Origin of the sequence: Pseudoalteromonas sp. SG41-2 (assembly GCF_014164535.1) — a bacterium.
Classification (GTDB): Bacteria; Pseudomonadota; Gammaproteobacteria; order Enterobacterales; family Alteromonadaceae; genus Pseudoalteromonas; species Pseudoalteromonas rhizosphaerae.
In genome coordinates this window covers 95,781-119,085 of record NZ_JACJFK010000016.1, presented here as the reverse complement: position 1 = coordinate 119,085, position 23,305 = coordinate 95,781, and the positions used below count along the sequence as shown (strand labels likewise).

General features: G+C 39.0%; 21 protein-coding genes. 11 read left to right on the top strand and 10 right to left on the bottom strand.

Annotated features, from left to right (window positions below; genetic code table 11):
* The first annotated feature begins 1 nt into the window (after position 1).
* The 4 genes from H5186_RS14115 to H5186_RS14100 are packed head-to-tail and all read left to right on the top strand — an operon-like array spanning position 2 to position 1,998.
* Positions 2 to 622 (top strand): primosomal replication protein, encoded by a 621-nt coding sequence (locus tag H5186_RS14115; RefSeq protein WP_182767869.1) that lies wholly within the window; start codon positions 2 to 4, stop codon positions 620 to 622.
* Positions 623 to 624: 2 nt separating this feature from the next.
* A complete protein-coding gene (locus H5186_RS14110) occupies positions 625 to 1,527 on the top strand; it encodes a histone deacetylase (RefSeq protein ID WP_182794605.1) in 903 nt (300 codons plus the stop codon).
* Between the two features lie 38 nt (positions 1,528 to 1,565).
* Positions 1,566 to 1,838: a late competence development ComFB family protein gene (locus tag H5186_RS14105; RefSeq protein ID WP_182718409.1), complete on the top strand. Its 273-nt coding sequence runs from the start codon at positions 1,566 to 1,568 to the stop codon at positions 1,836 to 1,838.
* Positions 1,831 to 1,998: a DUF2496 domain-containing protein gene (locus tag H5186_RS14100; protein ID WP_182718410.1), complete on the top strand. Its 168-nt coding sequence runs from the start codon at positions 1,831 to 1,833 to the stop codon at positions 1,996 to 1,998. The genes H5186_RS14105 and H5186_RS14100 overlap by 8 nt, the downstream gene beginning before the upstream one ends.
* A 32-nt stretch (positions 1,999 to 2,030) precedes the next feature.
* Here H5186_RS14100 and H5186_RS14095 read toward each other — a convergent pair whose 3' ends face one another.
* Entirely contained in the window at positions 2,031 to 3,065 is a 1,035-nt protein-coding gene (locus tag H5186_RS14095) for an isoaspartyl peptidase/L-asparaginase family protein (RefSeq protein WP_182794604.1), read from the bottom strand.
* A 123-nt stretch (positions 3,066 to 3,188) separates the two neighbouring features.
* On the bottom strand, positions 3,189 to 3,893 hold the full coding sequence (locus tag H5186_RS14090; protein ID WP_145240973.1) for a SapC family protein: 705 nt from the start codon (positions 3,891 to 3,893) through the stop codon (positions 3,189 to 3,191).
* A gap of 362 nt (positions 3,894 to 4,255) precedes the next feature.
* Here H5186_RS14090 and H5186_RS14085 point away from each other — a divergent pair, with 362 nt between their 5' ends.
* Positions 4,256 to 4,936 carry a DUF6445 family protein gene (locus H5186_RS14085; protein WP_182794603.1) on the top strand — a complete coding sequence of 227 codons (681 nt, stop codon included), beginning with the start codon at positions 4,256 to 4,258 and terminating at the stop codon, positions 4,934 to 4,936.
* A 2-nt stretch (positions 4,937 to 4,938) separates the two neighbouring features.
* Here the strand turns inward: H5186_RS14085 and H5186_RS14080 are convergent, their stop codons facing one another.
* The 5 genes from H5186_RS14080 to pgi form a co-directional block, all read right to left on the bottom strand.
* Positions 4,939 to 6,495: a tryptophan halogenase family protein gene (locus tag H5186_RS14080; protein ID WP_182718413.1), complete on the bottom strand. Its 1,557-nt coding sequence runs from the start codon at positions 6,493 to 6,495 to the stop codon at positions 4,939 to 4,941.
* Positions 6,496 to 6,552: 57 nt separating this feature from the next.
* Entirely contained in the window at positions 6,553 to 9,174 is a 2,622-nt protein-coding gene (locus H5186_RS14075) for a TonB-dependent receptor (RefSeq protein ID WP_182794602.1), read from the bottom strand.
* A gap of 1,024 nt (positions 9,175 to 10,198) precedes the next feature.
* Positions 10,199 to 10,909 carry a 6-phosphogluconolactonase gene (pgl, locus tag H5186_RS14070; RefSeq protein ID WP_182794601.1) on the bottom strand — a complete coding sequence of 237 codons (711 nt, stop codon included), beginning with the start codon at positions 10,907 to 10,909 and terminating at the stop codon, positions 10,199 to 10,201.
* 2 nt (positions 10,910 to 10,911) lie between these two features.
* The gene (zwf, locus tag H5186_RS14065) at positions 10,912 to 12,384 is read right to left on the bottom strand and encodes a glucose-6-phosphate dehydrogenase (RefSeq protein ID WP_145240983.1); all 1,473 of its coding nucleotides are present in this window, start codon (positions 12,382 to 12,384) and stop codon (positions 10,912 to 10,914) included.
* A 302-nt stretch (positions 12,385 to 12,686) separates the two neighbouring features.
* Positions 12,687 to 14,333, bottom strand: coding sequence for a glucose-6-phosphate isomerase (gene pgi, locus H5186_RS14060; RefSeq protein ID WP_182794600.1), 1,647 nt, complete (start codon positions 14,331 to 14,333; stop codon positions 12,687 to 12,689).
* A 349-nt stretch (positions 14,334 to 14,682) separates the two neighbouring features.
* Between pgi and H5186_RS14055 the strand changes: the two genes are divergently transcribed.
* Positions 14,683 to 15,711, top strand: coding sequence for a LacI family DNA-binding transcriptional regulator (locus H5186_RS14055; RefSeq protein ID WP_182718416.1), 1,029 nt, complete (start codon positions 14,683 to 14,685; stop codon positions 15,709 to 15,711).
* An 81-nt stretch (positions 15,712 to 15,792) separates the two neighbouring features.
* Here H5186_RS14055 and H5186_RS14050 read toward each other — a convergent pair whose 3' ends face one another.
* From H5186_RS14050 to H5186_RS14040, 3 genes are all read right to left on the bottom strand, one after another.
* Positions 15,793 to 18,042 carry an aminotransferase class V-fold PLP-dependent enzyme gene (locus tag H5186_RS14050; protein WP_182794599.1) on the bottom strand — a complete coding sequence of 750 codons (2,250 nt, stop codon included), beginning with the start codon at positions 18,040 to 18,042 and terminating at the stop codon, positions 15,793 to 15,795.
* A 178-nt stretch (positions 18,043 to 18,220) separates the two neighbouring features.
* Positions 18,221 to 19,294, bottom strand: a complete 1,074-nt coding sequence (locus H5186_RS14045) for an AI-2E family transporter (protein ID WP_182718418.1) — start codon at positions 19,292 to 19,294, stop codon at positions 18,221 to 18,223.
* Positions 19,287 to 19,505, bottom strand: coding sequence for a sulfurtransferase TusA family protein (locus H5186_RS14040; RefSeq protein ID WP_149982821.1), 219 nt, complete (start codon positions 19,503 to 19,505; stop codon positions 19,287 to 19,289). The genes H5186_RS14045 and H5186_RS14040 overlap by 8 nt, the downstream gene beginning before the upstream one ends.
* A 133-nt stretch (positions 19,506 to 19,638) precedes the next feature.
* Between H5186_RS14040 and H5186_RS14035 the strand changes: the two genes are divergently transcribed.
* Genes H5186_RS14035 through H5186_RS14015 form a run of 5 tightly spaced genes read left to right on the top strand, consistent with a single transcriptional unit; the run spans position 19,639 to position 23,183 of the window.
* Positions 19,639 to 20,304, top strand: coding sequence for a hypothetical protein (locus H5186_RS14035; protein WP_149982822.1), 666 nt, complete (start codon positions 19,639 to 19,641; stop codon positions 20,302 to 20,304).
* A 1-nt stretch (position 20,305) separates the two neighbouring features.
* The gene (locus tag H5186_RS14030; RefSeq protein ID WP_182718419.1) at positions 20,306 to 21,766 is read left to right on the top strand and encodes a M48 family metalloprotease; all 1,461 of its coding nucleotides are present in this window, start codon (positions 20,306 to 20,308) and stop codon (positions 21,764 to 21,766) included.
* Between the two features lie 54 nt (positions 21,767 to 21,820).
* A complete protein-coding gene (gene arsC / locus H5186_RS14025; RefSeq protein WP_182784987.1) occupies positions 21,821 to 22,168 on the top strand; it encodes an arsenate reductase (glutaredoxin) in 348 nt (115 codons plus the stop codon).
* A complete protein-coding gene (gene wrbA, locus H5186_RS14020) occupies positions 22,168 to 22,722 on the top strand; it encodes an NAD(P)H:quinone oxidoreductase (RefSeq protein WP_145241001.1) in 555 nt (184 codons plus the stop codon). The genes arsC and wrbA overlap by 1 nt, the downstream gene beginning before the upstream one ends.
* The gene (locus H5186_RS14015) at positions 22,719 to 23,183 is read left to right on the top strand and encodes a DUF2069 domain-containing protein (RefSeq protein WP_145241003.1); all 465 of its coding nucleotides are present in this window, start codon (positions 22,719 to 22,721) and stop codon (positions 23,181 to 23,183) included. The genes wrbA and H5186_RS14015 overlap by 4 nt, the downstream gene beginning before the upstream one ends.
* Positions 23,184 to 23,305: the final 122 nt, after the last annotated feature.

The following is a 23,305-nucleotide window of genomic DNA, read 5'->3' as shown; positions in this document are numbered from 1 at the left end:
AATGCGAACAGCTTCTTTTGATAAGCTTTGCCAACAAGTTGCAACCTTAAAGCAGCATGCTGAGCAATTTGATAAAGCCAAGTTATTTGCTAAAAACCGCTATATGCAGGCACAACCCAGTTTATTTGACCGAGGTGTGTTTACTACTAAAAGCATGAAATTAGTTGATTATGTGTTAGAAATTGAAGATGAAGTTAATAGCCTTCCACCACTGGAACGTCGCCATGCTCATAATTATGCTTTAGAGCGGATCGGTAATCAGGTACAAGCCGTATTTAATGTTATAAAATCTACGCCGATTTGGGAAAAAGAAAATAAAAGCACTTACAAAGCCCGCAGTAAAACATTCAATAAATCGGCACCTTACCAACAAGCTGTAAAACAAATTATGCAACCCGCCCATGAGCTATATGACGAACTCAAACAAAATCACGAGTTTGAGCGTCGCTTAGTGCTGATGGTTGAAGAATGTAAGTTAAGAATGCAAAACGTGGGTCCTGTAAAAGCCAAAGCTATTAATTTAGAGATCCTTGCTCTTCATGGCCGCCTTGGTCGCTGCCGTAAGGCAATATCTGCCACCGAAGAAAAAATTCAAATAGTTGAAAAACAACAATTACGCTAGCTATGATTGTTTTTTATCATCCACTATACTCTGCGCTTGAACTGCCTGTACGCCATCGTTTTCCAATCGCTAAATATAAATTGCTAAAACAAGAAATTGCAGAGCTTGGTTTTACTGACTTTATTAGCCCAAATAAAGCGACTAATGAACAGCTCCAGCTTTGCCACAGCCATGAGTATGTTGAACGCTTTATTAGCGGGCAGTTAACTGACAAAGAAATAAAGAAAATGGGTTTCCCATGGTCAAATCAACTGGTAGAGCGCACTTTATTTTCTGTTGGTGCAAGTATTCAAGCCTCTGAATACGCTTTAACAACGCAGCTGGCGGTAAATCTCAGCGGCGGATATCATCATGCTTATAATGCTTACGGCAGTGGTTTTTGTATTTTCAACGACCTCGTGGTTGCCGCCGCTCATCTCATTAACACTGAGCTAGCATCAACGGTGCTGATTTTTGATTGTGATGTACACCAAGGTGATGGCACAGCCGAAATTTGTGGCTCTCTTGATGGAGTGATTAGCTGTTCGATTCATTGTCAGCAAAACTTTCCACGTTTAAAGCAGCATTCTGATTATGATTTCTCACTCAACACTGGCTGCAGCGATAATGAATATTTAAAAACAGTCGCTAATGCCTTGGCTTTTTGTATCCGTCTTCATCAGCCTGATATTATTTTATATAACGCCGGAGCTGATATTTGTAGCCAAGACGAATTAGGCTATTTTGATGTTAGTTTAGAGGGTGTATATCAACGCGATTCGCTGGTTTTAGCAACCTGCAAACAGCACTCAATTCCTTTAATGTGCGCGCTCGGTGGCGGTTATCAGCGAGATACACAAAAGTTAGTTGAGGTTCATAAGCTGCTTTTTCAAGCGATTGTCGATTTATACCCGCACTTGGTATAAACTAAAAACAGCTTAATACTACTAAGGTAGATAACACAGTGCGATTACATGACGACATACACAATTACTATGAAAAAATTATGATTGAAGAAATCATTAAACGACAACTTGAAAAGCAATATAGTGAAGACGTAATGGCTGATTTTTGCTGTACTGTACTAAACCAACTACCTGCCCGATACATTCGCTATGATGTAGATATGGAGTTTTACTTACCACACGTTGAACGCTCTCATATGGAGGAACGAGTAAATATTGCCATTGATGTTGCAATCAGCCAAATAGCGAAAAAAAAGGGCGGACATGAGTAAAGAGTTAACCCAAGCACCTACACACGTAAAATTAGCCGTAGACTTAATAATGCTGCTTGAACAACATGACGTTGCCGCTGATGATGTGCTCAAAGCACTTGAAATAATCAAAAGCGATTATGAAAAAAAACGCCTCAATACTAACATACAGCCAGCATAGTTTACTGGCTGTAGTACATTTACATAATCGTATTATTCGTCTTTAAAAATTGCCACATAGGTCGCTTGCGTATTTGATTTGCTGGCCCGATACATACCACTGGTATTAAACGGTAAGCTGATATTACCTTTGCTATCAACGATGATCACTCCTCCAGTACCGCCAATCGGCTTTAGCACACTATTAATCACTTCATCACCCGCTTGTGTAATAGTCTTACTTTGATATTTAACTCGTGCGCAAATATCAGCCGCGACATTATAACGAATGAAATACTCGCCGTGGCCAGTGGCAGATACCGCACATGACGCATTTTCAGCAAATGTACCAGCACCAATTACAGGGGCATCACCAATGCGACCAAAACGCTTTGCAGTCATCCCGCCCGTTGAAGTACCTGCCGCCAAGTTACCATTTTTATCAAGTGCAACAGCACCCACAGTGCCCATTTTATAATTGACGGGTAACGCCTGATGCGCAGCTTGATAATCTTTACTGGTAGCTTTGGCTTTATCTAGTTTTTCTTTTGCTTTTAATAACGCTTTATAACGGTTATCCGTATCGAATAGGTTATTTTCGACCAATGGAACGCCCTGCTCTTTGGCAAACTCTTCAGCACCTTGACCACTGAGCATCACATGAACCGATTCTTCCATCACCAGACGCGCTAAATTAATCGGATTTTCAATATGTTTAACACCCGCAACAGCGCCCGCTTGACGGTCACGACCATCCATAATTGACGCATCTAATTCATGACTGCCGTCATAGGTATATACCGCACCTCGACCAGCATTAAAGTATGGCGAGTTTTCTAATACATTGATTGCAGCGGTTACTGCATCTAGGCTTTCGCCACCTTGCTCAACTACTTTATAGCCAGTTTCTACCGCCTCTTTGAGTTTAGAGCGATAAGCTTGTTCTTGCTCTGGAGTAAAACGACTTTTTTCAATCGTGCCTGCCCCACCGTGAATAGCGATAGCCAAAGGTGCACTAGCGCTTATGGCTAATGGGCTAAACGTTATACAGCACGCACTAACTAAAGCGCTAAAAAGTGACTTGTTCATACAGGTAGCTTGTGTTGGAAATAAGTATAACCAATGTGAATAAATTGGCGTTAAATTACAACCCTAACCAGATAAAAAACATAAAAAAAGCGCCCAAAGGCGCTTTTTAATATTTCGTTTAAATTACGCTTGTTGCGCTTTCAAACGAGCTAAACGTGCTACTTGATGCGTAGACGTTAAGAAAGAGAAAATAGGCGCTAAATAACCACGCTTACGAAGCTCTAAAAAGTCTTCGTCACTTAACTCGTTAAGCTTTTTCTCATCAATAAGGTAAATACCATTGATGTCTTTTTTCTCGCCTTTAATATCAACTGTTAGTGTTTGCGCTACTAAAAGCTCTTTATCAGCAAGATATTTTGTGAATGCTTCAGTTACATGAGAAAACTCAATAAATGATACAAGTGCTTCTTTACGACGTTTTAAGTAATCTGTCTCTTCACCGTTTTCAAATAATGCATTTCCTTCAGTTTCACCCACTAATGGGCTTGCTTCGTCAATCACAATACCGTATTGATCTTCTTGTGGGTGTTTAACTAGACCCAGTGGGTAGCGTGTTGTTGCCATAGGAGCAAACGCTGCAGTCCACTTACCGTCTTTTACAAAAAGGTTTTCGCCAGGCTCTAAACCAAACATAGCTACAGCTTGAAATTGACCAGTCTCGTTATTTTTTACGAAAGACATTGGAAACTCATTTGCTACACGCGCGAACTCATGTGCAACGACAGGCACTAAGTGTTGAGTTTTTAAAAATTCTACATTGATGCCGTTTTGAATTTTAGTGTTGGCATGCTTTTCATTGTGTAAAGGCTGTACTTGTTGCTCCGCCATGTTACTGCTCCGTTATTAATAAGTTTATATTTTTGCTGTTAGTACCCTAAGGCTAAAGGTTTTGCTACAAAAATGGAAGTGAAATGTTTGTTGCAATTTGCAGTTATCATATGATTTTAAACATAAGAAGCTTAATGTAGCTATCTTTAGGAAGCTGTCAGACAAGTTACTTTAAACTACAAGAAAAAAAATATAGAATTAGACGGCATCCAAATACTAATGCATATACCGAATTAAGTTTTTCTTAACTTATGGGTAGTAATTTGTAATCGAAGAAAAGTGCCTTTTAGTGGCCTAATCAAACTGAATCATATCTAACTTAAATATGGTGTGTTTCCATCAATTAATCGAGGCTTTACTTTTTGAATATCCGGCTTGAAAAGACTAAAGTAGGAAACAATCCATATGCTATTATTGACCTACCTGATGAAGACTGTGAACTCTGGAAAAAGAGTGCAAGCTTTTATAAAGGTGACTGGATCAAAGCACTAAATTATTATCCAGGAATTTGGTCAAGAGTAACACCTCAATATTTCACCTTCATTGAAAGTATATTACCAAAAATAGTCAATCACTTTAATTTAGAAGGTTCTAAAATTGAATCTTTAAATTCAAATTATGCGATTGCTCAAACACCCTGTGAAGAATTATCGCAATTACAAAAAATCCCTCATTATGATGGAACCAAGAACAACCAACTAGCTATAGTGCACTACTTATGTGGTGAAGAGTTTGGTGGCACAGGTTTGTTTTCACACAGAAAAACAAACCTTGAAAGAATTAATCTTGAAACAGAGGAAAACTTTAATCAAACAGCAAAAGAAGAAGCTCTTCAAGCTAAGTTAAATGGCTATATTGATAAAGATAATGAGTATTATGAGCTAATAGCATATTGTAAAGCTAAGCCTTCTAGACTATTCATATACCCAGGTAATGTACTACACTCAGCGATTATTCCATCGCAATGTAAACTAAATAATGAAATAGCAAAAGGCCGCCTAACAATTACTTCCTTTATCTCGTTTGATAATAATATTACTTAGATTTATATTTTCCCTAAACCATGCAGTTTAATCTTAATGAGTAAATCTCTTTGCCCCTGTAAGCTCTTCATTGCTAATATACTTGCCTGTTGTATTTTACTGATATGAGCTGTCGCTGAGCTTAAACTTGGATACCTCTGCGAGATTGCATTTCTATCAATCTCAAAATCCATACCATACATTACGTATAAGTAATTCTCGAGCTTAAAAAGGTCTGTCGTACGTTCAAAATCAAACTGACTAGGAATATGGGTATGCCAATACTTTAGTTTTTGTAAAAGGCCATCAGGAATATTTGCTTCATCACGATTATCAAGCCAAAATTGCGTATCATCACGTTTTGAAATGCAATAATGTAGTTTTATAAAATCAATAATATTTTCCCAAATTGCACCTACTTGCTGGTTATAATCTTTGGCAATATTTTGCATCTCATTAAAATTAATTGGTAGCTTCGTTGCTAATATTTTTGCTGTCATATCAAAAACAAGTAGCCCGGTTGCCTCAAGCGGTTCAACAAACCCTTGAGATAAGCCAATTGAAACACAATTCTTCAACCACGGCTCTTTTTGATACCCAGTTTGCATAGGTATTTTGCGCGCATTAACAGGCTCTTTACCTAGGTACTTTGCTAGTTCTTTATAAGCGCTTTCTTCATTTATATGATTACTAGAATAAACTAAACCAACCCCTCTTCTTGTAGTTAAACCTATATCCCAAATCCACCCAGCCTTTTTCGCATGTGCGACAGTATAAGGTTTAATAATTTTTTCGTGTTCTCCATAAGGAACTTGTATTGCAAGTGCGGTATCGCATAATAAAACATCTGATTTATCTACAAATGAGCCATTAAGTGTTTTCTTTATTAACTTTCCTTCAAAGCCACTACAATCAACAAATAAGTCACCACTAACCACGCCCTCATTTAACAGCTCTAACTCACAAATATAACCATCAGATGAGAGCTTTACGTTAGACACATGGGCATGAGTATGTTTAACAGCTAAATTATTAATCGCATTTTCTTTTAGTAGCTCTGTAAATTTACTTGCATCTAAGTGATATGCATAATTAACAATACCACCATATTCTGGAATTTGAATATTTTTAGGGGCTAAATTTGCTTCACATATGTCATGCTGTATTGATACGCAGGAAGCATAATGATCAGGACATATATCTTTATTCTGCAGCCAAAATGCATTTATTGAATCATTCCCTAAATGTGGGTATTCAAATAGATGATGGTAGAAATTATTGGGTTTTTCTGAGGGATTATAAGTCCAATCGACAAACTTGATACTTTGTTTAAATGTTGCATCGCATTGCACTAATAGTTGAGTTTCTGAAATCCCAAAACTTTTGAGTGTTTCTCTTATTACTGGCACTGTACCTTCACCCACACCAATTGTCGCTACATCCGGTGAGTCAATTAATTTTACTGAAAGGTTACCTGCTGCTATGCTTTCTTTATAGTGAGATGCAATATGGTTTGCAGTAAGCCAACCTGCTGTACCCCCACCTAAAATGACGATATCCCTTATGTTTTTTTTATTCATAGTATTCTCACAAAAAAGCCCCGAAAACGGGGCTTAATTATATATCTTAATCTTAATTTAGAAGCGGAAATCTACACCAATTGCATAAGTAGCTTCACCTTGGTAAGACCAAGCTGGATAGCCATCTTTAAGTGAAATTTTAGTTGCTTCGTTATCTGCATCTGCTGCAGCGTATTGAATGCTATCTTCTTCAAGTAAGTTTGTAGCAGCAAAACGCAATGTGAAGTTTTCAGTTAAATTATAACTTGCTGTTAAATCAAGTGTACCAAAATCATCGTGCCAGCGGTTTCCATAAAAGCCTGTTTCACGGATCATATACTCTGAACGCCAATTGTAAGCTAGACGTACAGAAACTTCATCATTCTCATAATAGCCGACTGCGTTAACTGTATGCTCTGAACTATCAGTGAAAACATCAATGCCATCAGAGAAATTATCCGGATCGGCAGAACTATCAGCGAAGGTATAGTTAAACATGGTTCCGAAGCCACCTGCTAACGCATGTTGAATTTGGAACTCAACCCCTGCAATTTCGCCACCATCACCGTCTACTTGTGTGTTCACGGTCCAATCATCACATTTACAAACGGGGTCTGTAATGCCAATTTTTTGGTTACGTAATGTCTCAGACGTAGTGAAGTTACTAACATCTTTATAAAAAGCAGTAACTGCAACTAAGTTAGAGTCACCATAGTAATATTCAAAACCAATATCAGCCTGAGTTGCCTTAAACGGGCTAAGTGAAGGGCTTCCTTTTGTAACCGACTGATTACCTAACTGTGTATCGCCATAACCTGCTAACGATTGCGATGCAAACATATCTGAATAGTTTGGACGAGAGATAACTTGCGCAATAGAGAAACGTAAAATAGTATCTTGATTTATATCATATGCTAAGTTAAAACTTGGTAAAAGTTCACTGTAATGACCTTGGTCTGTGTCGATTGTTGAGCTTAGGCCATTATTTTGCGCAATCCCATTTGGGTCAACAAAAGTTGGATCTGGTGCATAAAAATCTGACTCCGCATATGTTGATACATAGCGCACACCAAAGTTACCGCGATAGGCTTCACCGGAAAAATTTGCCATTACATATACTGAAAGGTTTTCCTCTTCAACAGTACCAAAGCCAGAACGGTCTTCATACCAGTTTTGAACAGCCGCTAAGCCATTCGCTTTCATCGCGTTAATATTTGGTAGTGGAATTGTTAAATCTTGCATACCAGCAGTATCTGTACCACTCCAGTATTGCAAAGGATCAACGCTAACGTGTGCACCTTGTGCTGCTCGCAAAGATTCTCTTGTTACTTCATGGTTAGACCAACGAACACCTGTTTTAACGCTGGTAATGAAATCGCTATCCAGCATCAAAGTTAAATCAGTTTGAAAGTATGTCTCTTTATCCTCATTTGGCGCAATTTGTGTTGCCCACTCTTGAAGACCTCTACCCGCCCATACTGTACCAATGTCATTTTCATTCCAACCATTCACAGCAATATCAATATCTGTATATTCACCAGTTGCATCAATTGTACCGTAAACATCTTCTGGAGAGCCGATAAAAGCAGCATGATTAAGAGTTAAATCAGTACCACCTTCAGCTTTAGTTGTGCCTATTTGTGTTTCAAGTTTAAAATTATCGCTAACGTAATCAAACGATAAATCGATTGTTTCTGAATTCATTGATGCAAAACGAGCGAATGTTTGCAAGAACGTTTGTCCAGCTGGATTAGCTGCATTTGTTTCACGGACTAAACATGCACCGGCATCGTTAAATTGTGAGCAACTATCAGTATTAGAGAAGACAAAAAGACTGTTGTTATTATTATCTGCACTTAAGTCTAAATTCATATAATGTAGAGCGAAGCTCATATTATCTGTAGGTGAATATTGAGCTGTAAAATCTACTGCAGTACGCTCACGATTTTGCTCAAAATAGTTAGCAGACTCTGCACCTGCCCATGCGTAAGATGCTTCATTACCACGGCGCACATATGTTGTATCTTCCCATGCAACAGCGGCAAGAACACCAAATGTTTCTTCATCATTTTTCCAGCTGTAGAGGCCTGAAATTGCAGGATCTGTTTCGCTAGAAGCCGTTGAATATGTGCCCTCAGCTGAAATAAATGCAGTGCCAGAATCTAGATCCAGTGGTTTACGAGTAATAACATCAACCGAACCACCAACACCACCTTCAAGTAAATCTGCTTGAGAAGATTTATATACTTTAATTTCAGAAATCATCTGTGGTGGTAAAAGTGTGTAATTAAAGCTACGGTCAATTGCTTGTTGGTCATACCAACCTGTAGAAGCAACATTTTGACCATTTAATGTAGTCAACGTTAGTTGATTAGATGCGCCACGGATAGAAACTTGCTGCCCTTGACCAAACTGGCGATTAACTGCAACACCAGGAATACGACCTAAAGCTTCACCTACATCACTATCTGGAAACTTGCCAATATCCTCTGCTGATACAGCATCTACAACGCCATCAGCAAACCGTTTAGTATTGATTGATGCCTCTAAAGAGCGACGAATACCACGTACTTCAATGACTTCTACGTCTTCTTGAACTTTTACTTCGTCAGCTGCATAAACAGCACCAGTGAATCCGGCACTCATTACAAGACCGATATTTACTGCTAATAAGCTTTTTTTAAAATTTTTAGCTAACACAGGATTCCCCTTGAATCATTTTGTTGGTTTTATTTATCACTTCTGCCCAGTGATGATGACAGCGTTGTCATCTAGTAACAAACCATACACTCTAAATTACATTTGTGCTACATCTTTTTAGCCGTTTTGTGCAAAAAAATAGCTATAAAAATACTAACCAATTGAATATTAATAGATTAAAAAAATAGAGTTTATAAATTGTTACAGTTTTACGGCGGGAATATAGCATGGTTAAGTTCAAAAACAGAAAACCAAATGCACTGTTTTAGGTAATTTTATGATTTTAGATAAGTCTTAGTGTAAAAAAAACGTTCCACTTTAACTATACAGAAATGATATTTCGCTTATTTGCTGATAAGGATATAACTTTAGCTGGATGAACAAAAACACATCTTTTCACATTAATATTGCAGATAAATTAGGGCAAATAATTTATCAAGGGGAATTCATTAATAGTTATCAATATCAATGACAGCGTTGTCATTTTGTATTCTAAAGAGTTACGCTATTAATGTCTACCTTTATTTCCCCCCATAGCCTACCCTTTTCATTGAAAATTTTAGAGAGCTATAGGAACCGTGAAAATTACTCATATAATTGTTCTATATGGATAATTTTTAATGTAGTTAGTGAAGTTTTTTAAACCACTAAGATACTCATGTTTTTAATAAAGTAGGCATAAGTAGGCATAAGTAGCCACATTTCAACAAACAACTAGTTAACTCACACTATTTGTGAGGCTTGTTATTTAGTGAAGATAAGTCACTGGCAGATAGATCACATTACGCTCCAAACTTAATAATTGCCGGGCGTTATATAATACCAATCGACTTAAATATTTAACTATTCTAGCGAAGCTATAAATGGTCAGTAACTTAACACGATTGTATAACTGTTGTTTTCGATAAAAATAAATAAGCGAAAATAATAAAGATCTTGCAAGTGCGATACAGATAAATTTAGAAGAGAAACAAAAATGCAGGCTTTATAGCCTGCATTTTAAAGTTTGGGTCGATTGGGGTCGTTACGGAGCCCAATAAACTTCAATATTTATTGTTGGGTGATTTAAAACTGCACGTAGTGGCATGTCGTTTTCATCTCCACCGGCTTTTGCTGCTTTATATACAGCAAGCTTTTCTTCTCCACTGATCAGTAACTTAACCACTTTAGACTGCGCAATCGCTGCTAAAGTTAACGTCATACGTTCGGTAATATTCCCTGTTACTTCACTTTCTATAGCATTAATTGCACATACCAATTGTGATGTTTCAAGCCCTTGCTGTAAACCGCCCGCATGTGGAAATAATGAAGCGGTATGACCATCCGGTCCCATGCCTAATATAGTTACATCAAATGGACGTTTCAGTTGTTGGTACGCAGCTTCACATTCTGCACTACCCTGTTGGGCAGTCTCGGCATTGTTTTTCATAGTAATGAAGTTAGCTGCCGCCCCATGATTTTGTAATAACGTGCTCTTAATAAACGCTTCATTACTTTTTTCATGTGCTGCATCAACCCAACGTTCATCAACCATAGCAACATCTATCTTTGCCCAATCTAATGCTAGATTAGATAAGTGCTTATAAGCGGGTGCAGGTGATGAACCACCTGATACCATCAGTACGGCATGGCCATCAGCTTCAATACCGCTGACTAAACTTTGTTCAAGTGTTGTAGATAACTCAGCGGTTAATGCATCTTTTGAATCAAAAAATTTCTCTACGATGGTTGCCATTGTTATGCCTTATCGCCAGTGTTAAACCAAACATGGTTATTTTCAGCTAATAGTTCATCAGCATCATCAGGCCCCCAGCTACCAGCACGGTATAAAGCAGGCTTACCTTTTTCTTGCCAGCGCTCGATAATTGGGTCAATCCATTTCCAAGCTTGACGTACTTCATCACGATGAATAAACAGGGATGGATTATTTGCAGCTGCATCTAACATCAAGCGCTTGTACGCATCTGAATGGAAACCATTGCTATAAGCTTGCGATAGCTCAATGTTCATGGTTACCGGCTCTAATTGCATCTCTAAATTATCAAGACGCTTTGACATCAAGGTTAATTGAATTGTCTCTTCAGGCTGAAGGCGTATAACCAAACGGTTTGGTTCAATATTGCCAACATTATCACCGTAAACATTGTGTGATACTTTTTTGTATTCAACGACAATTTCGGCACAACGTTTTGCCATACGTTTACCTGTACGAAGGTAAAATGGCACGCCCGCCCAACGCCAGTTATCAATATGAGCACGAATAGCAACAAATGTTTCTGTTTTACTTGAACCTTCATTTAACTCTTCTAAGTAACCAGGGACAATTTTGCCATCCAAATCACCGGGTACATATTGACCACGAATGATGTTGTCATCTACATCCGTTGCAACAAGTGGGCGCAATGATTCTAATACTTTCAGCTTTTCGGTGCGGATGCTGTTTGCATTAAGTTTATTTGGTGATTCCATCGCGACTAAACATAACAATTGTAATAAATGGTTTTGCACCATGTCACGTAAAGCACCGGCTTTATCATAAAAACCAGCACGGCTTTCAAGGCCAACAGTTTCAGATAAGCTGATTTGAATATTATCGATTGATTTAGCATCCCACATATTTTCAAATAATGAATTTGAAAAACGCAGTGCCATTAAGTTTTGTACCGTTTCTTTACCTAAGTAATGATCAATACGGAAGATTTGCTCTTCGCTAAAGTATTCAGCAATTTTTGCATTGATCTCTTCTGCTGAATTACCGCAATAACCAATTGGTTTTTCAACAACGACACGTGATGTAGCAGTGATCAGACCTTTGCTAGACAGTATTTCACAGCAGCTACCATATACCGCAGGTGGAAGTGATAAATAGAACACCCGAGATTTGTCTGCATCGTGCTCATCTAGTATTGTTTTTAGTTTATCCCAATCATCGTCTGCTTCGGTTACATTCGTGACTACTGGCACCAAACACGCTGAAAAAGCTTTCCAATCTTTGGCATTAAACTCACCTTTACCTAAAAATTCTTTTAGCGCTTGATGAGCTGTTTCTATGTATTCCGCACGTTTACTTTCTTCACGAACCGTCGGTAAAATACGCGAACCTTGTGGAAGGTTGCCTTCTTGATATGCGCGATACATTGCAGGTAATAATTTGCGTAATGCAAGATCACCACCGCCCCCAAAAATTACAATATCAAAAGGATTTAACATAATTTACTCTCTACGTTTGCTATGCCCAGTTGTCAACTATCCACTATTGATAGTGCGGGCATACATTCTTGTTGTTTAGTTGATGTCAGCTTTTTGGCATCGTACTCGAGAAAAAGCCTGTTGAATTCGCTTGTTTTTATCGCTGAATATTGATTCAGCTGTATTCATTTCAAACTGGTAATTAAATGAGTCTTAGGGGCTCTGTATATCCTCTCACAAATATACAGGCCCTAAGAACTCCAGCGCTACCCGTTCAAAGGTATTTGGTTACACAGTACAATTGATTGTGCTGTGCGAATTTTTTACTGCGCTCGACGTTGTTTATAATAGCTCATTAAGCCATTTGTCGAACTATCATGTGGATGGTTTATATTATCATCCAGTAACTCAGCTTCAATTTTTGAGGCTAAGCCTTTACCAAGTTCAACACCCCATTGATCGAAAGAACAGATCTCTAAAATGATGCCTTGGCAGAAAATTTTATGCTCATATAAGGCAATTAATCGCCCCACCGTTTTTGCATCAACCGTATCTAACAGCATTGATGTTGTAGGACGGTTACCACGGTGGATTTTATGATCAATTAGCGCGGCTATTTCAGCCTCTGATTTGCCTTTTGCGGTTAAATCAGCGCGAACTTGCTCGGCATCAACCCCCATCATCATCGCTTCTGTTTGTGCAAAAAAGTTCGATAATAAAATGTCGTGATGCTGACCAATATTAACCTGAGGTTTAATAGAGGCAATAAAATCAGCCGGTACAATCACATTGCCTTGGTGCAAACACTGATAAAAAGCATGTTGACCATTAATGCCGGTCATACCCCAAATAATTGGCACTGTAGTATACGGTACGGTATTACCCGCAAAATTAACGTGCTTACCATTACTTTCCATTTCACCTTGCTGCAAATAAGCTGGCAACATGTGTAATGCTTGATCGTAAGGTAAAATAACCTGTGAGTCGAAACCTAAAAAGCTGGTATTCCATAAGCTCAACAAAGCCATTAACAATGGTACATTTTCTGCAAATTCGGCCGTTTTAAAGTGTTCATCAACTTCAAAAGCGCCTTCAAGAATCGCTTCAAATGCATCAAAACCTAAATACAATGCAATTGGTAAGCCTATCGCACTCCATAATGAAAAGCGACCACCTACCCAATCCCACATTGTGAATACGTTTTCATCAGAAATACCAAACGCTGCCGTTTTTTCTAAATTAGTGCTCACTGCTACAAAGTGCTTAGCAATGGCTTGCTTGTCATCGGCTGACTCTAAAAACCATGCAACGGCGGTTTTTGCATTGGTCATGGTTTCAGATGTAGTAAAGGTTTTTGACGAAATCACAAACAAAGTTGTTTCAGGATCGATGTCTTTCAATACTGACGCAATTTGTACGCCATCAACATTTGAAACGTAATGTACTTTTAATGAGTCATCTGCATAGCTTTTCAGTGCTTCCGTGGCCATTTGTGGGCCTAAGTTTGAACCACCAACACCAATGCTCACAACATCTTTCACGGCTTTACCGGTATAACCTAACCATTGCCCGCTACGTACTTTTTCAACGAACAACTTAATTTTTTGTAACTCAGCGTTAACCACCGAACTTACATTCTCGCCATCTACAACTAATGATGATGCACTACGGTTACGAAGTGCAGTATGAAGCACGGCTCTATCTTCGGTGATATTAATTTTTTCACCGCTGAACATTTTATCTCGCCAGTTAGCGATATCGCACTCTTGTGCTAAAGACAGTAACTGTGTCATCACACTGTTATCAATCAATTGTTTTGAATAATCAAATAAAACACCTGGGATCTGAGTCGAAAATTGCTCGAATCGCGTGCTGTTATTGGCAAATAAATCTTTAAGATGAACTTCCTTCATCTTATTTGCACTTACTTGTAATGCTTGCCAACTAGCTAACTGTGAACGACAACTCATTTTTAACATCCCCTTAAACTTGCAACAAACTGATTTATAACTATCTTTAGATTAAAAAAGTGTACTAATAGCGTATTAACTTACAAATAAATTTAACGATAAGTTAGAATGACAACGCTATCAACAAGCTAATTTTATATTTTACAATCGAGATAATAACGTACTTTTACTCATTTGACACCGGTATCATAAAAATTATCTCAATTATTTTACTGCTAATTTTACTGAACATTAGATACACTAACTGGTCTTGATGAAGAAATAATGAATAACACGTTTGTTAAGTCTACTTAGGTGTATTCTTATCAGGAACATATCAACACTAAAACAATAACCTAAAAGTAACTCTATGAAAGTAACTATAAATGATGTAGCGAGGCTCGCCGGGGTTTCGATGAAAACGGTTTCACGGGTAATAAATAAAGAACCATCTGTTCGTAAAAAAACTTACGATACAGTCATGGATGCTGTAAAAGAGCTGAACTATCAGCCAAATCTTGCAGCACGAAACCTAGCTGGCACGTCATCATTTACGGTAGGCTTAGTTTATGACAATCCTAATGCGTATTATGTGATTGATATGCAAAATGGTGTGCTTTCTCGCTGTAAAGACGAAGGCTATGAATTGGTGATCCATCCATGCACTTATACAGATGCAAACATGAAAGATGAATTTATCACCATGATAAAGCGCTCTCGCTTAGCTGGGCTTGTGCTTACACCGCCATTATCAGAGCAAAGTAGCATCACCAATTTACTCGATGAGTTAAATATTCATTACGTTAGGGTGTTATCTGGGCGACCATCAGATGATGATCAAGACACCTGTATTTATGTTAACGATTATAAAGCCGCGTATGAGATCACCACTCACCTTTTAACTCATGGACATGAAAATATTGGCTTTATCTGTGGCGATAAAGAACATAAATCGACGTCTGAACGCCTTGAAGGTTATAAAGCAGCGCTGGCAGATAATCATAAAGAATTTGATAAACGCTTTATTTACGATGGTAAATATTCGTTTGAGTCGGGTGTTGAAGGTGCAAAGCACTTGTTAGCCGAGAATAACACCTTGGCTATAACCGCTATATTAGGTGGCAACGATGAAATGGCCGCTGGCGCCCTATTTGCATCACGCTTAATGGGTATTGCTATTCCTGAACAGTTATCTATTACTGGCTTTGAGGATTCTCCTTTCTCTCGTCAGACATGGCCAAAGTTAACTACCGCTCATCAAGCAAACGATGTTATCTCTCAACATGCAGCACGGTTATTATTTACCAAAACTCGCGGTGCTCGTAACCAAGATAAAGACATCATCACATCATTTACACCATCAATTGTGATCCGTGAAAGTTCAGGGCCTAAACAGTAGCTACAGCCTTGACTGATAATAAATAAGGCGCTAAAAGCGCCTTATTTATTATCAGTCAATTGCCAGTCTTCTGCCCTGTTATTATAACAGTGCCATTCCACCGCTGAGATTATACACGTCAGTAAAGCCAAGCTGAGATAAGTTAGTTGCCGCTTGTTTTGAACGATTACCACTGCGACAAAGTAAAATATATTTACCCTGTGGGTTCAATTGCCTGTCCACTAATGCATTTGCCATTCTACTTAGCGGAATATTCATCACTCGCGCAGGGCTAACTGCAAATAACTGAGGAATATTGTTTGCCCCATGTTCATATGGTTCACGGGTATCAATTAAATAGACATCGCTTGCAGTTAACATATCTTTTGCTTGCACGGCGTTCAGTTCGTAAGCTCTACTGTATTTTAAACTGTCAGCATAACCACACAAAGTTGCAAATTTACATAAATTGTCTTCATCGCTGCGCTGCTTGTTGTTAGCAAATTCAGTATCACTTAGTTCATTGTTCAATAATGCATGCAATAACGGCGTTTGCTGCTGTTGAACTTGCCAATTAATAGCAAAACATTGCTGGTAGTCATGACCAGAACAAATAACTGTCGACTCTGCTAAGCATGTTGATAGTTGACGTAATGAGTGTGCCATAGCTAACGCATCCCCACCGTCAATTGCAGTATTACCAAGCCCAGCAGGCAGTAGCAAATCACCGCAAAAGCAAAATAGCACTTGTTGAGAGTTGTTACACCGCAATAAATAACTAACACTATCTTGGCTGTGCCCGGGTGTTGCTAAGCGCTCAATGGTGCATTCAGGTAATGCAATACTCGTTTGCTGCACTGGCCACCCTAATTCATGCTCGTCATGCAAACTGAATTTTAAGGCCTGAGCTAACAATGTAGTCGCACAGCATCGCTCTTGATGGGCATGTGTGTCTAAAATGGCTGCTACCGTTAAATTTTGTGTGTGTACTATTTTTTCAAGCCGCGGGATAAGCTCAATAATTGGGTCAATGATCACTGCTTGTTTATCTTGACTGACATACAACCAACAACACGCACCTTGATGTCTAAATTGTGTTAACCCTAATGCACACGCTTCTTGCTGTGGTGATGACGAATCTGAAACCACCAAACAATTAGCTTGTAATATTGGTTTAAGTGAACGAATACGCGCACAGGCAGTGGTTATTTCAGCCTGTGTTGTCGCCGGTCCAAATGATAAACGTATTGCATTTTCACTACGCCAATCACTCACGCCCATGGCATCTAACACAAAACTACGATTTGCGCCTGAGCTACAGGCTGAGCCACCACTGATACGAATACCTGCCGCATCGAACAAATCCATCACTTCTTTACTACTGAGTTCATCAACAGCAAAATTTAACGTTGTTGGTACTGACAATGCAAAAGTATGATTAAAGGTTATATTACCAAAGGTATCCACTAAAGCCTGATGTAATTGTTCACGATAGCCGTTTAACACATCGATTGATTTAAACGTATCGTTTGTTTTATCCAGCAATAAACAAAACAGTTTGTTAAGACCTGCGATGCCTGGCAGGTTTTCAGTACCGGAGCGCATGCCACTTTCTTGACCACCACCGGCAATAAATGGCGTATAGGCACTGCCTTGACGAATATACAACACGCCTATACCTTTCGGTGCGTAAAGTTTATGGCCTGAAAATGGCGCGTAGTCAATCGTTGTATCACTAAGGGCTAATGCGGTTTTCCCTAGCGCTTGTACGCAATCCACCATCCACGCAACTTCCGTGTTATGTGCTCGTATTACCTTTTCAATCGCTTTTAAATCTTGATAAACACCGGTTTCATTGTTAACTGCCATGGTACAAATCATCAGTGCATCACCAGCGTGTTGAGCAATAAAATCTAAATCTAAAAGGCCATCACTCGATACCGGGATCGCAAGCACGGTTGCGTTTATACCCAATACGGCATTCCAATGTATTAATGTATTAGGTACTGCTTTATGTTCAGTCGCGCCATACAGTAATACTGGGTTTGGTTTAGCATGCTCTTTAGCTGCTATGAGCGTAGACACGACAGCTGTTTGAATTCCTTCGGTAGCCCCAGAAGTGAATAAAATATCCCCCTGCTGTGCACCTATCACATCACGGGCTTTTTGACGTGTTTGCTCTAATAAGTGTTTAGCTTGAATACCGGTAATGTGTGAAGAAGAAGGGTTACCAAAGCAGATTTGCATAGTATGCGAAACAACCTCTGCAATACAAGGTAGCACCGGTGTTGTTGCGTTTGCATCAAGGTAAATTTGTGACGATGAGTCAGTAGGTAATATTAAATCAGACATTAAAAAACGCACCATATTACTAAAAGATATATCTTATAACCCATTCTACATAAAATTAATGGGTCGCGTAAGAATCAATTAGTCTCTCAAGTGCGTTTTCTATACCATTTGATACTATACCCAAAATACCTAAATCTTCAGGTGATTTAGGTATAAAGCTAATTAAACAAAGTTCGTGTTAGCTATGCTCAATCAGTTGTTCTTCTTGTTTCGTTGACCAAGCATTGAGTAAGGCTTTTACCAATGACGCTAGTGGAATTGCAAAAAACACGCCCCAAAAACCCCATAAGCCACCAAAAAACAGTACCGCAACAATAATAAATACCGGGTTCAGATCAACCGCTTCAGAAAATAGTAACGGCACCAGCACATTACCATCTAATGCTTGAATAATGCCGTAGATGATCAGTATGGTCCAAAACTGGGTTTCTAAACCAAATTGAAATAATGCCACGGCCGCAACCGGTATGGTAACAAGTGCCGCACCCACAAAAGGGATCAATACTGATAAACCCACTAATACGCCCAATAGCGCTGCATAACGTAAATCAAAAATAGTGAACGCGATAAACGATACTGAGCCTACAATCAAAATTTCAAACACCTTACCACGAATATAATTCATGATCTGTTGGTTCATTTCGTGCCATACCTGCAAGATTAAGCGTCTTTGTTTTGGAACGAGTTTTTCTGCACTTCTGATCAACTCCAGCTTATCTTTGAGCATAAAGAATACCAGTAATGGTACTAAAATAAGATAGATCAACCACGCCACTACATCTTTTAATGATGTCAACGAGACCGATAATAATACTTGGCCAAACTCAATTGCTTTGGCTTCAACACTGCTGACCACTGATTGTACTTGCTCTGCATTAATTAAACTGGGGTATTGCTCAGGCAAGTGCAGTAAAAAAGATTTTCCCTGCTCTATCATGTGCGGGCTTTCTTGCACTAAATTACTAGCTTGCTGCCACAGTATTGGGCCCATGCCGATCACTAAGGTCAGCATCAACCCTGAAAAAATCAACATCACTATAATAGTGGCAGTAAAGCGATGTAAGCCAAAACCCTCTAAATGCGCAACCGGCCAATCAAGCAGATAAGCAATCACTAAAGCAATCAGCACAGGTACAATAAGTGCACCAAAGAAATAAAACATCGCCATTAAAGCGAGTAATAAAAACAATAAGGTCACTGAATGCGGATCTGAAAACTTCCTTTCGTACCACATTTTTACATATTCAAACACGATTTAGCTCCACGATTAACAATCCACGTTGTTGCTCTAATTTGTACTGATAATGATTTTTTTGCAAAAAGCGCTCCATATCTTTGGTAGATTGGTCTGCCAAAAGTGTAAATCTTATCGATTGCGCCGCAGCTAAAGCTTGGCGCAAAGCCAACTTAAACTGGATAAATTGCTGCGGGCATTTAAATCCGCGCAAGTCTTGCTCTAGCATAACCAATTATCTACCCTATAAAAATGAATAATACGGTCTTTATCAGTACTATTAATAACAAATGTAACTTTTTCTTAAAACACGCATCGCAATAGTTTATCCTTGTAGCATAGTTTGTAGTAAGGATAAGTTAATGTCTGGCACGCATAATAAAGCGCAACTACCCAGTAATCCAACTCTTAAAGAAATTAACTGGTATAAAAAACAAATAAATTGGGGTGAACTCCCACCCTTCTATCACCTTGTCGCCTCTTCAGTGAGCGAGTCGGAGGGGATATTAGAACACGGTTTTGATAATGCCGTGAAAAAAATAATTGATAGGCGCAATTGGAATCTCGATTTACTAGGAGGTCATGAAGACACTCTTGGGGAGATCCACTGTGAAAATAAGCCAAGAATTGCGTTGCATCAAGTGTTCACCGACCGAGGCTTTGAATTATGGGCACAACCCTACGCAAAAGACGTTACAATAGATAAATACGTTAAAGATAACCGCTTTATGGAGTTTAACGAGTGGGATCCAGTGTCAATGAAAAGTTTGATCCGGATTAACCAATTACATAAGTTTATTGGTTTTTACTTTGAACGTGGTGACAAAGCAGATAAGGCGCTTATTCTCCATGCACACAAGGTAGTACATAAAATCATTAGTTTTTTACAGCGAGAATTGAACGTTGTAAAGCTAGATGGGGTCACAATCAAAGAATTGTATCAATTGTGCGAACGAGATAGCAGAGCATGCAGTGACGAAATCGACATTGCTAAACTCATGCTAGGTGAAAACCATAACAAGGAATAAAATGCAGCTTAAATCAGCCTTTATTACATTATTCAGTACACTTTTAACATTTAGTGTGCTGGTAAGTGAGCCATTAAAGGCACAAACCAATTTTACATTGCCAGATCTTGGTACTTCAGCATTACAAGCTTTGCCGCTTGAAAAAGAACAAGCTATCGGGAAGGTGATGATGATGCAAATTCGTGGCTCATCACCGGTTGTTAATGATCCTGTGCTTGATGAATATTTAACCACAATTGGCCGCAAGCTAGTTGCCAATGCCAATGATGTACGCTTTCCGTTTTCATTTTTTTGGATCAATAATCCGGAAATCAACGCATTTGCTTTTTATGGTGGCCATGTAGGAGTTCACACCGGTTTAATTGCGCAATCCGATAACGAAAGTCAGTTTGCCTCAGTACTTGGTCACGAAATTGCCCACGTTACCCAGCGCCACCTTGCACGTCGCATGCAACAACAACAAGATAACAGCGCACTCACTATCGCCGGTATGATTGCCGGTATTTTAGCAACCGTCGTGTCTCCTGATGCCGGTATCGCGATTATCTCAGCCAGTCAAACACAAAGCGCATTTAGTCAACTCACTCATAGCCGCTCAGCTGAGCAAGAAGCCGACCGCATTGGTATGCAAACACTCAATAATGCAGGATTTGATCCTTACGCATCCAGTGAATTCTTAACTAAACTTGCTGCGCAAATTCGTTATAAATACAAGCCACCGGCCTTTTTGCTGACTCACCCATTACCTGAGAGCCGCGTGTCTGATGTGCGCTTACGTGCACAGCAATTTGAAAAACGTCAACTTCCGGATAGCTTAGAATTTAACCTTGCCAAAAGCCGCGTGATTGCTCGCTACCACCAAACACCAGAAGCGGCTGAAAACTTCTTTAGAAAGCTCATACGTGAAAACAGTTTTTATAATAAAACAGCGCTTAATTATGGCTTGGGTATTAGTTTATTGGATCAAAAAAAGCTCGATGAAGCGGCGCCTATTTTAGACGAACTTTTAAAGTCTGATCCTAAAAATTTATTCTATATTGATACGCATACTGATCTATTGATAGCTCAGAATAAAGCCGCCGAAGCAGTAAAGTTTTTAGCCGCGTTGCATGAAAACCGTCCTAACAATCAAGTTATTACCTTAAACTATGCCAATGCTGCACTTGAAGCTGAGCAATACGATGTTGCAGTGCAAATATTAAAATCATTTTTACTCGAAAAGCCTGAACATAATTTAGGCATGCAACTTCTTGCAGATGCCTATAAAAAGCAAGATAACTTAGCCGCTTATCATGAAGCAAATGCCGACGTTCTTGCACAATACGGCGCCTACTTAAAAGCCGCTGACGAAGTACAAAAAGCACTCAATTTTGTAGAACCACAAGAGCTAATTAAACAACAACGTCTCAAAGCATTGTTAACGCAATACCGCCAAATGCAAAAAGAGCTCGCAAGGCTTTAAGTCTGGTGCTGCTTGGCCTAAAATAGCCTTACTTTATCTAATTGGATTGTTACTATGTCTGTTACTATTTTTCATAATCCACGTTGTTCAAAATCGCGTGAAACATTAGCCCTACTTGAGCAAAAATCGATTCAGCCAGAGATAATCGAATACTTAAAAACACCATTGAATCATGAGCAAATCAGCATCTTAGTTAAACAGCTAGGGTTTTCTTCAGTACGTGAACTAATGCGTACTAAAGAAGATATTTACAAAGAGTTAGACCTTAAAAATGAGCATGATGAAAACGTACTCATTGCAGCCATGGTTAGCAATCCAAAATTAATTGAGCGCCCTATTGTGGTAAATAACAATAAAGCCGCACTGGGTCGCCCACCAGAAAACGTACTAAGCGTACTTTAATGAGCGTCACTATTGTTGTGTTGTATCATTCAAGTCACGGCTCTGTTGCAGCCATGGCACATGAAATTGCAGAGTCGATTGAATGCCAAGGCGGTACTGCACTGCTAAGAACCTTTGTAGCTAGAGAACCTCACGATATTGTGATCAGCAAAGATGACTTAATCCAGTGTGATGGGTTAGCATTTGGCACCCCTACTCGCTTTGGTATGATGGCCTCACAAGCCAAAGCTTTTTGGGAAACCACCAGCGACTTATGGTTAAAAGGGCAATTAATAGATAAACCAGCCTGTGTATTCTCATCATCAAGTAGCATGCATGGCGGCAATGAAGCAACGTTGCTTAATTTGTCACTGCCATTATTACACCACGGTATGCTGTTAATGGGTGTGCCCTATGAAGTACCGGAATTACTTGCCACACAAACCGGTGGCACTCCCTATGGTGCAAGCCATGTTGCTGGTGCACAAAATAGCGCGCAATTAAGTAAAGACGAAATTAAAATTTGCCAAAGCGTTGGCCAACGCTTAGTTAAAATCACGAGAAAATTACAATGACATCGCACAGCGATTTAAACCCACAACTCACACCGAAAAAGGCTATCACTATCCGTTTTCAACGTATTGCAATAATTGGCTATATTGGCTTGTTACTGCTGATGCCACTTTGGTTGTTTTTATTAGAGCCTAGAGAAGGTCATAGCAATGGATTTATTTTTGTTGTGTATATTCTGCCGCTTTTACTGCCGCTAAAAGGCATCATTCAAGATAAACCTTATACGTATGCGTGGGCAAACTTTATTGTTATGTTCTATTTTATTCACGGTTTTACCCTACTGTGGGTCGCACAAGAACAACTAATATGGGTCGTTTTAGAGCTGCTGTTCGCCAGTATGATGTTTATTGGTTGTACTTATTATGCACGTCACCGAGGTCAAGAGCTGGGGCTAAAAATTCAAAAACTAAAAGATGAGTTAGCAACAGAAAAAGCGGCTCATGAATTTAATAAAAAAGACTAAAGTTAATACCAAACGACTTAAATATTTAACCATTCTAGCGAGCTAAATGGTCAGTAACTTAACACGATTGGTATAACAACTAAAAAACGCGCTTAATTAGCGCGTTTTTGTCTACGGTACAT

Excerpts from the sequence above, each read along its gene's own strand:
- H5186_RS14115 (WP_182767869.1), top strand. The coding sequence starts at position 2 with ATGCGAACAGCTTCTTTTGATAAGCTTTGCCAACAAGTTGCAACCTTA.
- H5186_RS14110 (WP_182794605.1), top strand. The coding sequence starts at position 625 with ATGATTGTTTTTTATCATCCACTATACTCTGCGCTTGAACTGCCTGTA.
- H5186_RS14100 (WP_182718410.1), top strand. The coding sequence starts at position 1,831 with ATGAGTAAAGAGTTAACCCAAGCACCTACACACGTAAAATTAGCCGTA.
- H5186_RS14095 (WP_182794604.1), bottom strand. The coding sequence starts at position 3,065 with ATGAACAAGTCACTTTTTAGCGCTTTAGTTAGTGCGTGCTGTATAACG.
- H5186_RS14090 (WP_145240973.1), bottom strand. The coding sequence starts at position 3,893 with ATGGCGGAGCAACAAGTACAGCCTTTACACAATGAAAAGCATGCCAAC.
- H5186_RS14080 (WP_182718413.1), bottom strand. The coding sequence starts at position 6,495 with ATGAATAAAAAAAACATAAGGGATATCGTCATTTTAGGTGGGGGTACA.
- pgl (WP_182794601.1), bottom strand. The coding sequence starts at position 10,909 with ATGGCAACCATCGTAGAGAAATTTTTTGATTCAAAAGATGCATTAACC.
- zwf (WP_145240983.1), bottom strand. The coding sequence starts at position 12,384 with ATGTTAAATCCTTTTGATATTGTAATTTTTGGGGGCGGTGGTGATCTT.
- pgi (WP_182794600.1), bottom strand. The coding sequence starts at position 14,333 with ATGAGTTGTCGTTCACAGTTAGCTAGTTGGCAAGCATTACAAGTAAGT.
- H5186_RS14055 (WP_182718416.1), top strand. The coding sequence starts at position 14,683 with ATGAAAGTAACTATAAATGATGTAGCGAGGCTCGCCGGGGTTTCGATG.
- H5186_RS14050 (WP_182794599.1), bottom strand. The coding sequence starts at position 18,042 with ATGTCTGATTTAATATTACCTACTGACTCATCGTCACAAATTTACCTT.
- H5186_RS14040 (WP_149982821.1), bottom strand. The coding sequence starts at position 19,505 with ATGCTAGAGCAAGACTTGCGCGGATTTAAATGCCCGCAGCAATTTATC.
- H5186_RS14035 (WP_149982822.1), top strand. The coding sequence starts at position 19,639 with ATGTCTGGCACGCATAATAAAGCGCAACTACCCAGTAATCCAACTCTT.
- H5186_RS14030 (WP_182718419.1), top strand. The coding sequence starts at position 20,306 with ATGCAGCTTAAATCAGCCTTTATTACATTATTCAGTACACTTTTAACA.
- arsC (WP_182784987.1), top strand. The coding sequence starts at position 21,821 with ATGTCTGTTACTATTTTTCATAATCCACGTTGTTCAAAATCGCGTGAA.
- wrbA (WP_145241001.1), top strand. The coding sequence starts at position 22,168 with ATGAGCGTCACTATTGTTGTGTTGTATCATTCAAGTCACGGCTCTGTT.
- H5186_RS14015 (WP_145241003.1), top strand. The coding sequence starts at position 22,719 with ATGACATCGCACAGCGATTTAAACCCACAACTCACACCGAAAAAGGCT.